Below are 14,452 nucleotides of genomic sequence, written 5' to 3'. Positions count from 1 at the left end.
CCCGTGGGGTGGCATGGAAGAGGTGAGGACGAGTCAGAAGATCGGGTTGCCCCAGCCGGTGAATGTTGAGATCAGGGCAGGCGGCGAAGAGGTGTCCCCCAAAATGAAAGTGGCGGCACCGATCGTCGTCGTCGAGGTCGTCCGGATGGAAGCCTGGGCGGTATCCGGTGCGGTGAATACTTGATGGATCACGTTTGATGTGCCGTTACCAGAGCCGTCCGCACGGTCGGTAGACCATCCGGTGGCGGGTAGCGGGTTCGATGGAAACGTGACTGTGCCCGCGGTTGCCACCCCCACGATCACCGCAACTTGACCGTTCCCTACACTCTGCCCCGCAACCGTCTCATCCGTGTTCGCTGCGGTCGTCGTGCTTGACCAGTCCGACTGCGCAAAGCTTGTGACAGCAGCGTTGCTCAGCCCGCGGATCACAAGGATCGTGAACCTGTTCACCGTGGACGTTCCCGTGGTCGAATAGCCGACCGTGTGTCCCGTCCCGGTTACGCCTGTCTTCGTGTATACGAACAGTCGCGTGCCGGTGCTGTTCTGCCAGTTTCCGTACGATGTCGGTGCGCTGCCGTCGAACGTAACGGTCGCACTGCCCGCCGACACTTTCGACACCAAGACAAGGACTAGATCCGTTGACAGAAGCGACGTTGTGATCGAAATGCTCCCTGACGCGGAGCCGGCGATGTTCGCGGGGGCAATGACCTCTTCAACTGTCACCGTCACGAGTACACCACCGTCACAACCAGGTTCGCCCCCGCGACCGTGGAACCAATCTGGTCAATGTCGATCGTCAGATATGAACCCGAAGTCCACGCCGTCACATCCGGGGTGCCCGACTGGTCTTCGTTCGTCGACACAGCGATCGTGGGCCGGTTCGACTGCGTCGTGAAGATCGTCGTACCCGAAATGTTCACATCGACCAGGATCGCCGCACCAGTCGGCTGCGTGCCAACAGCCGCAGTCACCGTCTGGATGGTGCGAGTGACGCCCGACCGGTTGTACAGACGAAACTGCCCCGCACCCGTAGCCAGCGTGCCACCCTGCGAGAACACCACGTCCCGGTAGTTCGCCGCATCCGTTTCCTTGAGGTACTGGGTGTGCGGGTCGGACAACGCAACATGCGCGTCCATGACAGCCTTCACGCCGGCAGCGGTTACAGCTCGAGCCGTGTCCGTGCCAGTCGTCGCCTCAGCCGTGGTCGCCAGCTCCACGATGCCCTGTGCCGTGTCAGACGATGCGGGCAAAGCCGCGTACGTCTGGTCGCCCCGAAGGTACGTACTCGAGGATGCCGTGCCAGACCCGAGGCGAGCAGTCGCGACGGTGCCCGACGTGATGTGCGACGCCGGCACACCGGCAACGTTGACCCACTGCGAGGTGCCTGAGTCGTAACGCAGGTAGTCGTTCGCGGCAACCGAAGTGACCGTGACATCCGTGAGGCCGTCGAGGGTAGTCGCGCCACCACCACCACCGGAGACTGTCGCCGGCTTCCACAGGTTGTCTGCCGTGTCGAACACGAGCGACTGCCCATCAGTCGGCGGCACAGTCGACACGTCAACGTCCGTCAGGTCGTCGAGATCAGAAGTACCGCCACCGCCACCAGTCGGTGCGGCCGAACCCCAGCCGGTGACGGTGTCGTAGGTGAGTACGTCACCATCCGCTGGGGTTGCTGCACCGATGGTCGTGTCGCCAGCCTCGAGTGCGTCGAACGCGTCGGAAACGGTCTTCAACCCCTCCTCGATCGTGTTCATCCGGGCGGGAGTTGCGGGGGTGCCGCCAATGATGACCGGTGCTTCCCACTCCGAGTTTGGTGTGTAGCTAACAGGCATGCGGGACTCCTAGTCCGTCAGGTATGTCGTCGAAGACGGGTATGTGTCAGGCCCGGGGAACATCTCGACCGGCAGCGCTACGCCGCCTGGGTAGACGTTCGGCGTGAGATACAGCCACGGTCCGGGGTACGGGCCACGGGGAGCGGTTGGCGGAGTGACCGTCGCGGACACAATGGGGAGACCCCAACCGAACCACTCCATCAGCCGGCCCACATCAGAACAGTCAGGTTCGCGCCCTCAGTTCCAGGCGAACCAACCTGAACGATTTCGAGTGTCGCCGCGTCTCCGGGTGCCCACGGTGCCAACGCGATCTGATCCGCAGGGCCGTCGATCATGCCCGTACTGCCCAAGGGCCACCGCGACAGAGCAGGAACCGCAGACCCGAACGTCTCGCCGGCAAGAATCGTCAACGGGGAAGCGAAAATCGACACCCCGCCCACCTTCACGTCGACCTGAATGCTGGCACCGACTGGCGCGTCCGTGACCTCAGCCGTCACGAGCGAGATCCCGATGATGTCGCGGCGTGAGTTTCGGAACCGGTGAGCAGCGCTAGAAACCTCGAGCGGGCCGATCCCCGAGAAGGGGAACACAAGTTCGCGTCCCTTGACGTTCATCTCCCACCACTTGTCACCGGTCGCGGCCACCAGACTTCCGGACCCAGCGTTTGTGATTGACGGGACAATCTGGGAACCAGCCATCCCGTTCGGGTTCCCGCCAACGTTCTCGACCCGCCACGACAACAACTCGTCGGCCTCGAGGAACATTTTGCGGGCGTCCCAATCGTTCGAACCGGTAGCCGGGTCGTCATACCATTCGCCTGGCGCGACTCGTGTTCCGGCATACGTGCCCGATAGATGCCGCAAATGCAGTTCGGCCTTGTACTCGCCTGTCTCACCGCCGTCGTTGTAAACACCGATGTCGATGTGTGACCACGGCGAGTTGGTAGTGCGCGCCAGATCGGCAGGGAACATGATGTCGAACGCTTGCCCATCAAACACAGGCGAGACGTGCACCGAGTACCGCGCGGGGGCAGCATTATCCGCGTCCAGCGGGACAGGGCTGGTCGAGCCAGTACGGTAGCCCGTGCCACCGCCGAGATCCGCAACCGTATCGGTGACAGACAGGATGGGCATCATCGCCTGCGCTGCGTCATAGTCCGCTGCGCTGCTGCCGAGGATCTGCGGATACCACGAGTACCGCGGGTCACCCTCGTCAAGCCACGACGGCAGCACCCCAAGGTAGATGTCACACTGCGGTTGCGCACCCGTGACATCCACGGCCCACCGCAGTTCACCCGTGTCGGTTGCGCGGCGCAGAACCCAACCGCCACGACCGCCTGCGGGAACGCCCGCGCGGCCTTTGAGTTCGAGGATGTCGGTGCGGTTCGTTTCGACCCGCACGTTCGTACCCGTTGAATCGCCAGCAGTCATGCTGAGCTGACGGGTCACAGTCTCTTTCCACGACCTGAGGTCACGGAGTTCGGTCTCCGCCGCCACAGCCCTCTGCTCCAACCACCGGGCGTGTGCGACCGCATCAAGCGGCAGGTTGATCGGCGGAATCTTCACACTGCCCCCTAAGTAGTCAAAGGTCGAACGTTGTATGGACCGATCGTCGAATGAGCGTCGTTGAACTCGCCGATGTTCTGCTCACCCCACACCGCATCCAAATCGCCGAGGGTGGTGTCCCACTCCGCTTCATACGACGCCTCCCCGGACGGGCCACGGCTCACTGTCCGCACCCGATACTCGGTGAAGTCGTCGAGGATACGAGCACCAGCACCAGCACCCAACACGGCCTGCCCTGACACCCGAATCTGCGGCGACCCGTACCTCACAGCAGCCCACAGCAACAACGAATGAGCGTGCGCCCACGAGGTGATGAAGTCGTTGTCAACCTCACACCCGACCTCGACCGTCGCGGAACCATCCACACACGCCGGCATCGAATACAGCTTCCGTTTGAACGCCAACCCAGACCCGAGCACACGCAACGTCGAATACTCGACATCCTGACCGTGCACTACCCGAGTCCCGACCAGCCGGTACGGGGCCAGCGTCGCATCCAAACAACCAGTGACCTTCACCGTGATCGACCGCGTGTCATCCGCAATCGACACTGAAACGCTGCCGCCCTGCTTCACCCAATACGACGCATCAACCGGGTTATCCAACCGGTCACGCACCGAATACACCGAAGCCGACGCCTCCGAATACGCAACCGAATCCATTGCGACAGGCTGCTCAACCGACGACAACGAACAATCCAAGTCGACCTGAAACTCGTACACCTCGCCCGCACCCAAACTTGAGATGACGTTCGCCGTCCGCCCCACGAGTACGGCATCCGTAACCGGTGTGGTCTCGTAATACCAGGACTCAACCGTCTGCGAACGACCGGTGCCATCCATGCCCCACTCGAACGCCGACTCGTCAACCCTCGACGCACGCTGCCCCCGCAGAGGACGCACCACAATGTCAGTCCCCACAACGGCAACCTCAACCTGGTACGCAATGCAGAACTGCTTCACCTGCAACCAAACATTCCCCGACCACCCGACAGCGGTCACTTCAATGTCCGCGATCGACGGGTCGAACACAACACCCGTCGTCACATCACACAAGCCGAAAACGTAAGTCAGATACGACTCGACCGTCCCCACATGCAAAGCAGCGTTCCGGTCAGCAACCAGCGGCACCAGACGAGTCGTGCACTGTGCGCGAACGTCATCACCAACCATGCCGACAGCGGCAATCACGCCACGCGTGACCCCCAACACAGTGTCGACAACCTCAACCGGCAGACCGACGATGAGCTTCGCATCCACGTTCGCCGGAATCGAGAACGAAAAATCCCCCGCACCGCCGAACGAACTCGACGGGTCAACAGGGGTCGCATCCTCCGTCAACTGCAAGCCGGCGACATCCCACTCCGCAACACCGTCGATCTTCACGTGGACACCCATCAACCGACCTCCACGAGTTTCGCCGACACCTGAATCATTGAGTCATCCCCGGCAGCGATATACGGGACACGAGACGGATACCCGTCGAACCGGCAGCCCGCATGACCCTGACCAGAAATGAACCCTCCAGTCGTCGGCGTCGAACCGGTAGGGAGAATCTGAACGATCATCCCCACCAACGGGCACGTGCCAGGGGTCGTCTTGTCCAGCGACAGCTCGAGACCCGTGCCGGTGATCTCAGTGTTCACACGCGTAGTCGTCGACACCGACAGGATCGTCGGATGCACCACCGTCCCTGCCGTTGACCCGGTGAACGGGGTGACCTTGACCCGGTCCTGTGCGCCAGCATCACCGTGAACACCGACCCATGCGGAATGCCCCGGAGGGATAGGCACAAACACAGACCGCAGAACCGTGTCCGCAGCCAACGTGTACGTCGCCTTCTCAACCGGGTACCCCTGCGTCAGATTCGTGTTGGCCGACAACACAGGACGGTCATCACCAGCAAACGGGACAGCGTCATACCCGCCAAGCGAAGGCGTAGCCCACGATTGCGGCAACACATTCTGATCCGCCGCCACTGGGTCAACCCAGTACAGCAACGACTCCCCCGGACGGCCACCGACCTTCCCGTACACACCATCCGCGTAGTCAGTGATCTGACGCACCTGCTCGCGCGACAACACACCCCAGTCGAAGAAGTACTCCTGGTGTCCGTTCGCTGACGACGCCAAACCGACCCGACCCGACAGGTACCGGCTGTCTTGCGACCAACCGTCTCGGGAGTAGTCAGGGTTGAACTGCGGGTCAACGATCTCCTGCATGAACGCTCGAGTACCAAACCACATGGTCAGATCCGCCCATTTCTCGTGTTGAACACGCTCGTCGAACCCGTCGCTGCCTGCACGGCACCCACCGGAACGGGTGTGCCGGTACGGTCGCGAACCTCACGCAACGTCTGATCGACACGCTGCAACTGACGCACAACAGGCGACATGTCGACGCCCCCTGCGCCCCCGTAGGTGCCTGCGTTCATGTCGTGTAGCTCGCGGCTATACCGTGCCGTCTGCGCGGCGTTCACGACGAACTCGCCAGGTGACAACATCGCAGCCACACGGTCATCGCGAGGGCCACCTGGACCCTGCACGACACCGTCACGCCACCACGTCGGCGAACCGCCCGACAGGTGCGGAATCATCCCGCCATCTTTGTAGGCGGCACCGATCTGCCCTCGTGGCGCACCCGACAGAACCCTCTGTTCCTCGGTGTACAGGTACACCGTCTTGGAACTCGGCATATCCCGAAGAACCTGCGCAAACCGCAGCGCAGCATCCATCGCAGCCTGAGACTGCAACGTCACCTGCGTCTGCACATCAGCCGGAATGAGTCCCAGCGAATCCGCGTACTTCTCCGCAGCTTCCTGCGACAAGCCCGCCGCGATACCCGCATCGACGACGGCCTGACGGCCCGCCTCAATCACCGGGATGGCATCCGACTGCTTGCCGGTGTTCTCCACCGTTGCGGCAGCAGCCTCAATGTACGACTGCGCAATACCGTCAAGTGCGGCGGAGTTAGCGCGTCCGGCCTCGGTCGTAACGTCAAGCGTCTGCCCGTTCGCTGCGACAGATTCGGTGAACGAATCCAACGACTCCTCGACCGCACGGTTCGCTTCATTGACGCTCAACTGTGAGTCACCGAAACCACGGATCGTATCCGCCAACGACTCGACAGAATCCTTCGCAGAATCAGCAGCAGACTCCACACCCTCGATGCCCTCGGACATCGCAGCCGACGAAACCGAAGCCTCCTCCTGCGCACCAGACGCAACAGCAATCGCATCCGTGTACGCCGGCATCAACGCTTCAACCTTCGCCAAAGAGATGCCCTGCTCATCGGCCTTACGGGCAATCTCCGCGAAGATCTGTGCCGCCTGAGTGCCCTTGCCCTCGTTCACCATCTGCGCGAGAGACTCACCCATCTTCGTGAACCCGGCACGCGCCTCAGTCACAACACCCGTAATGCCGATATTCCCACCCAGCGCTTCGCCCATACGTTCCATCTGGGCATCGAAGCCAGAACCCTCGACCAGCTCGAGAGCCTCAGAGAAGTCCTTCACACTGCCCGTCATGGTCGCGAACGTCGCATCCAAGTCACCATCGTTCAACGCTTCGGTCACTTTGCCGAGACTGATCGCAGCACGGTCACCCGACACCGCAAGCTTGTCCAGAATTGACACCGCAACACCCAGGGTCGCGAGGAACCCGGCAGCCTTACCAACCGCGCCAAGCACCGTCGCGGCCCGCTGAGTAGCCGGCGACATGGTCGCCAACGCGGCCCTGAACGCAGCAATCTTCGGAACCGCCAACAAGAACGCCCCGCCCGCAAGCCCAACAGCAGCAGTCACAGCCCCGATCGCAAGCGCAGCCCCCTGCACTCCCTGAGGGGCAGACGCGAAACCATCGACCATCGCAGTGACACCCTGCGTCAAACCACGCAACGCATCATTCGCCGCAGCACCCGACTTGATCAGTGCCGTATCGAACGCACCACCAAGCTTCTCCACATCACCAGCAAGGTTGTCCATCCGCAGCGCAGCAGTCTCCGCCGCATACCCCGAGTCATCAACCTTCGAAGTCCACGACGCGACACCCTCAGCACCAGACGTGTACAGCACGCGCGCAGTACGAATCGCATCCGCACCGAAGATCGTGGCCAACGCTGCGTCACGAGTCTCCGCCGACATCGTCGACATCTGGTTCTGGAGCTGACCCGCAACACTCTGCATGCCAACGAACTGACCCGAAGCGTCATACACGCTGATGCCAAGCTCATCCATGACCTGCTTGGCTTCATCGGTCGGGTTCGACAAGCGCAACAACATCTGCCGGAACGACGTACCCGCATCCGACCCCACATAGCCGGCCGAAGCGAACAACGACAACGAACCGACAGTCTCCTCAAGGGAGATGCCCATACCCGCTGCGACGCCACCCGCCTGGTTCAGCGCAGCAGACATGTCCTCCACGGAACCCTGCGCCTTACCCGCACCGGCAGCGAGAACATCCGCGACATGCGGCACATCCGAACCCGCAAGGTTGAACTGGGTGAGAGCCGACGCGGCAATCTCAGCCGCAGCACCAACCTCAAGCTCGCCCGCAGCGGCAAGATCCAGAGAACCCTTCAACCCGCCGCCAAGAATGTCCGCGGTCGAAACGCCAGCCTTCGCCAGCTCCTCAATCGCACGGGCAGACTCCGAAGCAGTGAACACCGTCGAAGCGCCAGCCTCGAGCGCAGCATCACGCAAAGCCGACATGCTCTCCGTCGACTCATGCGTAGCCGCCTGAACGCCAGACATCGCCTTGTCGAACTCAGCGAACTTCGACACAGCCAAACCAACACCCACCGCGGCAACAGTTCCGACCGCCATCGCGGCCTTACCGATCGCGTTGAACGTCTTCTCCTGCTGCTGCAACTTCTGAGCAGCATTCGCAGTCTCAGTAGTGGCCTTCGCCGCCTTCTGCATCTCATTGATGTACTGAGCAGCCTGCGCAGTAAGAGTGACCTTCGTTACACGATCGACCATCGCCGTACCTCCAGTTCAGGGGCAGCCCCTACAAAAAACCCGCCCCAAGGCGGTACGGTTCGGTCATGAAGAAAGCACTCGCGGGCGCGGCAATCGCCGCCACCCTCCTACTCGCCGGATGCGCAGGCGGAGGTGACGGTGCGACAGCCCACAAGGGATGCATCGACGACGCGGTCGCCCAGCTCCCGACCGGCGCGGAAGAGGTCAACACCAGCAAGCTCGAGACATCGAACATGTCCGACGCGATGAAAGAACTCATCGACAACCCGCTACCCGACGACCCAGAAGCCGACGTCCTGTGGGCAACAACCGGCGACCTCTGGTACCGCGAAGACGGCAAAGACCGCAGCGCCGGAGTCCTCTGCATGGTCACGTTCAAAGACGGACAACCCACAGAGCCGATCGAAGCTACCCTGACCTACGGGTAACCCGCCCCCACCTGTGACCGTTGCGAGACTCACCCTTGGGACGCGTTTTGTAGTAACGCTCCGCCTGGTCCTGTGCGGTCTTCTCCGCCCAGTCGATTTGCGGCTTCTCGGGTGCTTCGAAAGCGAACTGGTTAGCCGGGTCCAACGCTTCTGACATTGGGATGCCGTGCGGACCCATCTCGCGTTCGAGGCGTCGCGAAGCCAGTAGACGCGTCACGTCCTCCCGAGTGAACTCCGCATCACGTGATACCACCGTCACACCCGTCAGAACCCCGTCCGCGTCGTAATGCTCGTGGCGTTCGACCGGTTCACGCCCCAACAGGCGCGAAACAGAAACACCCAGCTCGCGAGCTAGCTGGACTTCCTCTTCGAACCGGCCTTGGAGGCTTTTTTTGCCCGTTCAATCTCCTGAGCCGGGTTCCACTCATTGAGTGCCCAAATCGCGTCAGTGACACGGCCAATCTCGGCACCCGACAGCGTCGGAATAAGAACCGTCCACGCGTCAGCGCCAATGCCGGTGCCGTCCACGAGGCGGCCCGTTTTCGGTGCAATCTCCAACACGACCTCGTTGAAGTTGTATCCATACCGAAGATCAATCTTCGACTCTTCTCGAGCCGGGTGACGGGACACGCATTCAGCCCACACGTCACCGTCTGCGCGCTCAAACACCAACTCGTAGTGCGTGCCGTTCAACATCACCGACACCGGCTCAGACTTCGGCTTCGGCTTCTCATGCGCAGCAGCAAGGTCTTCCAGAAAACTCATGATCCCCATCCATCCCCCATCAGGAAAAGTGAAGCCGGGCGGGTCGATGGGGCAACCCGCCCGGCGGTCTAATTACGCGACGAGCACTGCTTGGCGCTGAGTCGGCGAAGACGGGAAGAACTGGTACTGAGCCGTGTCAACACCGTTCTCAACCGGCGCATCAGCACGACGCACACCAACACGGCCCGTGAGAACATCCACGACCTGAGCAACCGTCGCGATCGTCGCGTTGTCCACCGCGCGACGAACCGTGAGCTGAATCAGCGCGCCGCTGACAGCCAGCGCCGACAGCACCTGGTCAGCCGAGTCGGAAGTCGTCGATGACACGACCTTGAGGTTCACCGTCTCCGTGACGCGACCAGGCGCGGACAAGTCCTGGACCAGCGTGAGACGCTTGTCCTCAACGGTCGCCTGCGTGGTCTGGTGGTCGAAACCATCAGCCGTGAGGCCGTACGTGAGGGACTTCGCGGTCGCACCGTTAAGGATCGCAACGCTAAGCGCGTTGCTCCCGATCGGGACGGACCAGATCCGCCATTTGCCATCGGACTGGGACGAGGTCGGAGTAGTTTCCAACGCCATAGGATTCTCCTTCTATTGAGTCCTGTCGGAGAACCCGCAGGACCGGGTTACCCACCGGGTTGGCGGGTCGCTTAAATGCGAAAACCCCGCACAAGGCGGGGTTCTCAAGAGGTGTAGGACGGGCTAGGCAGGTTCGGACGTGATATCAAACGAGATCGTCGCAAACGGCCACACAATCGGGCCATCCTTATCAACCTGGATAGGACGAGAAGTCCACGGGTCGGGCCGGCGCACAGAACGCCCAGAGATCGTCAGGTTGTAGTCGAGCATCTGAGCCTCAACCCAAGACCCGACCTTCCGAGCCGAAGCTGAGGTCGAACCGACGCAATACAGAACATGACTCGTCGTCAACGATGTCTTCCCAGCCGTGAAACGAACCTGCTCACGATCACCAAGAGACGACGCCACAACCACATACCGGAGCAACGGAGTGTTCGGCGGGACAGACCCAACCTCGAACACCGCATCCGACAAATACTGGTGCGCCTTCAAACGAGCAACGAGGGCGTCGTGATGTGCTTCTGCGCTCACAGGATGTCCTCCGTCGCCAGCTCAATGCCCTTCACGAAATCCGCTTCGTTCTTATGCAGAGCCTCAGCACCAAACCCGCGCGGGCCAGTGTTCGGAGTGCCGTACTCGAGCATGCCCACGATCGGACCCTGCCCACGCAACGACGGCCCAATGTCAGCCGACATTGCAGACGCACCCACGTACGCGTTCGCGAAGCCCATGATGTCGTAGCTGATCGACGCAGCACCGCCCGGAACATGCCCGGAACCCTTCCACGCGTCACGCCAATCGTCCTTCACATGACGGGCGGACACCTCGAGCGCCTGCCGGATCTTCGGCAACGTCTTAGCCGGCGCAGCGAGAAGGTCGGCAGTGAGCGTGTTGATCTCCGAGAAATCGAAGCTGAGACCGTCAGCCATCGTCGCCCCCGTCACGCAAGCGGCGATATGCCTCTTCCGCGGTCGCTCGATTGCGTTCCGCCCAGTCGATTGCAGCCCGACCAGAGAAGTACGCCACCCACTCCGGAGCGACTCTCGTATCGATCCTGAATCGCCGACCATCCTTCGCAGGGTTGAAACCGCCCTCTGCATACGTCATGACGCAACCTCCACCGGCAACCGTCTGGCCGTCGAACCCGTATGCGGAAACATGCCCGCCACAACACCCGACAACCCCACAAGAGACGGATCACCCTCCGACTCAAGAAGCACAAAACGATCCGCGTTCCTCACACCAGACGAACCCGCAACCGGCAAATGCAACTCAGGCTGCTGAACACCCAGCAACTGCGACTGCGCATCAACATCACGCACCACAGACGAACGAAGCACCAGACGACACTTGCCGACATACACGTCCGTGTCAGTCACGGTCGGATTGCCATCCGCGCCAATCGGACCCAGAACGCGACGAAAGACACGCACCTGATCCGACATGCGGACCTCAGCCAACGAACGCCCCCACGCCAGCGCACCAGAGAGAATGCTCACCGCATCCCCCCAACATGCACGTCAGACGAATACTGCCGACGAATCAACGCAATGTTCCGGTCAGACAGGCTCATGCCAGTGCCCTCGCCGCCATCAGCAAACGCAGCCTTGAAATCGTCGAGCGCAACGGAAGACAGCCCGCCGACCGTCAAACCAAGGTTCAACTCGAGCGGCACCAACGCCTGCGACACCAACACGCACGCCCACCGCTTCAACCCCTCAGGGGCAGCCGCATAGCCGTACGTGAACGTGACAGTCACCTCATCGCGCGTATCCACGAATACGGAACCGTCACGCAGGACAAACGAGATCGGAGTCACCCCAACTGTCACAGCCCCAACGGACTGAGCCGGCTGCTGCGGCAACACAACCTCCCCGTTCGACGGCCACGCATCAAACGTGACCGTCGACTGCGGGAAGACCTGAAAACCAATGACATCCTCACGAAGATAGGTGGACGCATCCTCCAACAGCGTCGTGATCCAATCCTGCTCTTCAACAGAAAAGACCCGGTTCAACCGGGCCTCAAGATCTTGATACGTTGCGAATGCGTCCACCGTTACTCCTTAGAGGCTGACGTACGTCTGAACGGCGGTGGTGCGAAGCACCTTGGCACCGTAGACGTGCAGGCCGTCGATCTGGTCACCGAACGCGTCGAGCGCGACGTTTGCGCGCTGCTTGACGAGCTGCTGCACGAAGCCAACCGCACGACCCCAGTAGCCGATGAAGACCGGCTTGTTGGTGTTCACGAGCGACGCAGACGGCGACTCAATGACGGTGAAGCCGCGGTAACGACCAATGACACCGTTGCGGATGGTCTCATCCGACGCGGACTCGTTCGCCTTGAACAGCGACCCGCCAGCGTCCATGAGGAACGCAGCAGCTTCCGGGTTCACGGCGAGGTAGCGGTCACTCGACGGCACCTTCGCCTTCACAAGAGCGGTACGGATCTTCACGACAGCCGCATCAGCAGTCGCAAGGTTCGTGACCGCCGTGGTGCCAGCCGAAGTGCCACCCGAGATCATGCCGGTGAGAACGAAGTCCTCAGCGACATCAGCCAGACCAGCAGCCGCGTCACGCTGGAAAGCGTCGAACGACCCGGCAGCCTGCACCTTGTTCACGTCATCGACGAGGTAAGCGTAGTAACGCTTCTGGTCAATGTTGAGCGTCTGGCTCGAGTCGGTGAGCGCCTGACGGGTGATCGAACCCGCGTAGGTGCCGATCGTCGGCTGAGTGAAACCGGTGATCTTCACCGCTTCACCACCGTTGACAATGTCGCCCTCGTAGTCGCGGTTCAGCGTCGGGATGACGAACGTGTTCTGGTGCAAGTTCTCGAGGAGGCTTGCGTGCCAGATCGTAGGGATGTAGTTGGTAATAGCCATGTGTGGCTACTCCTTTCAGGAAATGCCGAGGATTTTGTTGAGACGCCCATCACGGCGCGCCTGGTTGATCTCAGCGACAGACATGGAATCGAGATCCGCTTCGCGCAACTGCGACGGCCCGCTCGTGCCCTTCGCACCCTGATCCGCAGCACCGCTGAAAAGGCGGGTGTCAGCGGCGAGGTGCGGCTTACGAGCCAGCAAGTCGTCGATCGCTTCACGCAACGAGTCGGAATTGACGTCACCGTCATCCGACACTTCAAACTCATTGAGATCGATATAGAGACCCGCGTCAGTAGGGTCAGCAAGCTTCCCCTTAGCGGCAGCACGAAGTTCAGCGGACAGGATGCGCTTGTTAGCCGCAGCCAACGCCTCATCCTTCGCCGCCTGACGCTCCTGCTCCTTCGCGTGTTCAGCCTCACGGCCCTCGAGCTGCGCCTTGAGCGCATCCCTCTCAGCCTCAGCAGCCTTCGCACGATCGGTCGCAGCCTTGCGCTCCGCCTTCATCGTGTCGAGAGCCTTCTTACCCGGATCACCAAGCGCCTCAGCACCCTCAATGGGTGCCTCAACCTCAGCGGGGGCCTCAACGAGTTCAGTGTCGACAGCGTCGACAATTTCTTCCGACATGGAATTGCTCCTAGTGGGTTGGTGCCGCATTGCGCGGCGGTAATCTCCCGCGAGGAGCGGGAAGTCAAAGAGAAGGGCGAATGTAGCCCTCCATCAGCAGCAAACGGATCGCGTCATCACGCGTACCCGCCGCCCTGTAAATGTCATCCACCGTCAACCGGTAAGGGGTGCCGAACTTCCGATGCGAAGTCTCAGTGCTGAGACCACGCAACCGGGCGTTCTCAACCCGACTCATGTCCGCACCGTCTCGGATCGCCTGCGCACCGTTCTTCGTGAACACCCGATCCTGCTCACCGGCAGACAGCGAATCGAAGTACGCCTTAGGGTCGGTGCGGAAGTCGCCGGCACGGTTCTCGGCAGACGGAATGTGCATGCAATCGCAGCGCGGATGCCGCTGAAACCCCTGGTTCCAGCGATACCAACGCCCCGCCAACAACACACACCTCGAGCACGACGGCGCATTCAACATGCGCGCATACCCGCCGATAGCGGGACGCTGCGTGATGTCCGCCCCGAAGACCTGCCGGCGCGTATCCGCAAGCACCGTCAACACGTCACGAATCAGATGAGAACCGCCAGAGCGCAACGCCTCATCGACAGTCGCGCCGTCTCGGATCGCCACCTTCGTCGCAATGACCGACTCGTCGAGCAGCGAACCCATCGACCGACCATCCGGGGCGGCAGCCGTGAACCTTTCCGGGTTCAACTCGCCCACGGGCCGCGCAACCTGCCCCGTCTCCGCCAACACATCCGGCGTATACGGGACAGCCCGACGAACAGCCGCATCACGGCCCTGCT

Annotated in this window: 15 protein-coding genes; 1 reads left to right on the top strand and 14 read right to left on the bottom strand. The window is 61.6% G+C overall.

Annotated features, from left to right (window positions below):
• Nucleotides 1-33 precede the first annotated feature (33 nt).
• The 6 genes from BUR99_RS19830 to BUR99_RS02810 form a co-directional block, all read right to left on the bottom strand.
• Nucleotides 34-729 carry a hypothetical protein gene (locus tag BUR99_RS19830; RefSeq protein WP_143231397.1) on the bottom strand — a complete coding sequence of 232 codons (696 nt, stop codon included), beginning with the start codon at nucleotides 727-729 and terminating at the stop codon, nucleotides 34-36.
• A complete protein-coding gene (locus BUR99_RS02830; RefSeq protein WP_143231395.1) occupies nucleotides 726-1,832 on the bottom strand; it encodes a hypothetical protein in 1,107 nt (368 codons plus the stop codon). The genes BUR99_RS19830 and BUR99_RS02830 overlap by 4 nt, the downstream gene beginning before the upstream one ends.
• Before the next feature lie 200 nt (nucleotides 1,833-2,032).
• On the bottom strand, nucleotides 2,033-3,397 hold the full coding sequence (locus BUR99_RS02825; RefSeq protein ID WP_074258826.1) for a hypothetical protein: 1,365 nt from the start codon (nucleotides 3,395-3,397) through the stop codon (nucleotides 2,033-2,035).
• An 8-nt stretch (nucleotides 3,398-3,405) separates the two neighbouring features.
• On the bottom strand, nucleotides 3,406-4,782 hold the full coding sequence (locus BUR99_RS02820; protein WP_143231393.1) for a hypothetical protein: 1,377 nt from the start codon (nucleotides 4,780-4,782) through the stop codon (nucleotides 3,406-3,408).
• 11 nt (nucleotides 4,783-4,793) lie between these two features.
• Nucleotides 4,794-5,618 carry a hypothetical protein gene (locus BUR99_RS02815; RefSeq protein WP_143231391.1) on the bottom strand — a complete coding sequence of 275 codons (825 nt, stop codon included), beginning with the start codon at nucleotides 5,616-5,618 and terminating at the stop codon, nucleotides 4,794-4,796.
• Between the two features lie 26 nt (nucleotides 5,619-5,644).
• Nucleotides 5,645-8,377, bottom strand: a complete 2,733-nt coding sequence (locus BUR99_RS02810; protein WP_074258823.1) for a phage tail tape measure protein — start codon at nucleotides 8,375-8,377, stop codon at nucleotides 5,645-5,647.
• 65 nt (nucleotides 8,378-8,442) lie between these two features.
• Between BUR99_RS02810 and BUR99_RS02805 the strand changes: the two genes are divergently transcribed.
• Nucleotides 8,443-8,805: a hypothetical protein gene (locus tag BUR99_RS02805; protein WP_074258822.1), complete on the top strand. Its 363-nt coding sequence runs from the start codon at nucleotides 8,443-8,445 to the stop codon at nucleotides 8,803-8,805.
• 351 nt (nucleotides 8,806-9,156) lie between these two features.
• Here BUR99_RS02805 and BUR99_RS02800 read toward each other — a convergent pair whose 3' ends face one another.
• The 8 genes from BUR99_RS02800 to BUR99_RS02770 form a co-directional block, all read right to left on the bottom strand.
• On the bottom strand, nucleotides 9,157-9,570 hold the full coding sequence (locus BUR99_RS02800) for a hypothetical protein (protein ID WP_143231389.1): 414 nt from the start codon (nucleotides 9,568-9,570) through the stop codon (nucleotides 9,157-9,159).
• Between the two features lie 72 nt (nucleotides 9,571-9,642).
• A complete protein-coding gene (locus BUR99_RS02795; protein WP_074258820.1) occupies nucleotides 9,643-10,149 on the bottom strand; it encodes a phage tail tube protein in 507 nt (168 codons plus the stop codon).
• 527 nt (nucleotides 10,150-10,676) lie between these two features.
• Entirely contained in the window at nucleotides 10,677-11,078 is a 402-nt protein-coding gene (locus BUR99_RS02790; RefSeq protein WP_143231387.1) for a hypothetical protein, read from the bottom strand.
• A 174-nt stretch (nucleotides 11,079-11,252) separates the two neighbouring features.
• Nucleotides 11,253-11,648, bottom strand: a complete 396-nt coding sequence (locus BUR99_RS19825; protein WP_143231385.1) for a DUF6093 family protein — start codon at nucleotides 11,646-11,648, stop codon at nucleotides 11,253-11,255.
• Nucleotides 11,645-12,205 (bottom strand): hypothetical protein, encoded by a 561-nt coding sequence (locus BUR99_RS02785; protein ID WP_074258818.1) that lies wholly within the window; start codon nucleotides 12,203-12,205, stop codon nucleotides 11,645-11,647. Before BUR99_RS02785 ends, BUR99_RS19825 begins: the two co-directional genes overlap by 4 nt.
• A 9-nt stretch (nucleotides 12,206-12,214) precedes the next feature.
• Nucleotides 12,215-13,030, bottom strand: a complete 816-nt coding sequence (locus BUR99_RS02780; protein ID WP_143231383.1) for a hypothetical protein — start codon at nucleotides 13,028-13,030, stop codon at nucleotides 12,215-12,217.
• Nucleotides 13,031-13,045: 15 nt separating this feature from the next.
• Nucleotides 13,046-13,654, bottom strand: coding sequence for a hypothetical protein (locus BUR99_RS02775; protein ID WP_074258816.1), 609 nt, complete (start codon nucleotides 13,652-13,654; stop codon nucleotides 13,046-13,048).
• A 64-nt stretch (nucleotides 13,655-13,718) separates the two neighbouring features.
• Nucleotides 13,719-14,315, bottom strand: a complete 597-nt coding sequence (locus tag BUR99_RS02770) for a hypothetical protein (RefSeq protein WP_143231381.1) — start codon at nucleotides 14,313-14,315, stop codon at nucleotides 13,719-13,721.
• Between the last annotated feature and the right edge of the window lie 137 nt (nucleotides 14,316-14,452).

This window comes from Agromyces cerinus subsp. cerinus (assembly GCF_900142065.1).
Lineage (GTDB): Bacteria > Actinomycetota > Actinomycetes > Actinomycetales > Microbacteriaceae > Agromyces > Agromyces cerinus.
This window is presented reverse-complemented; position numbering and strand designations above follow the sequence as displayed.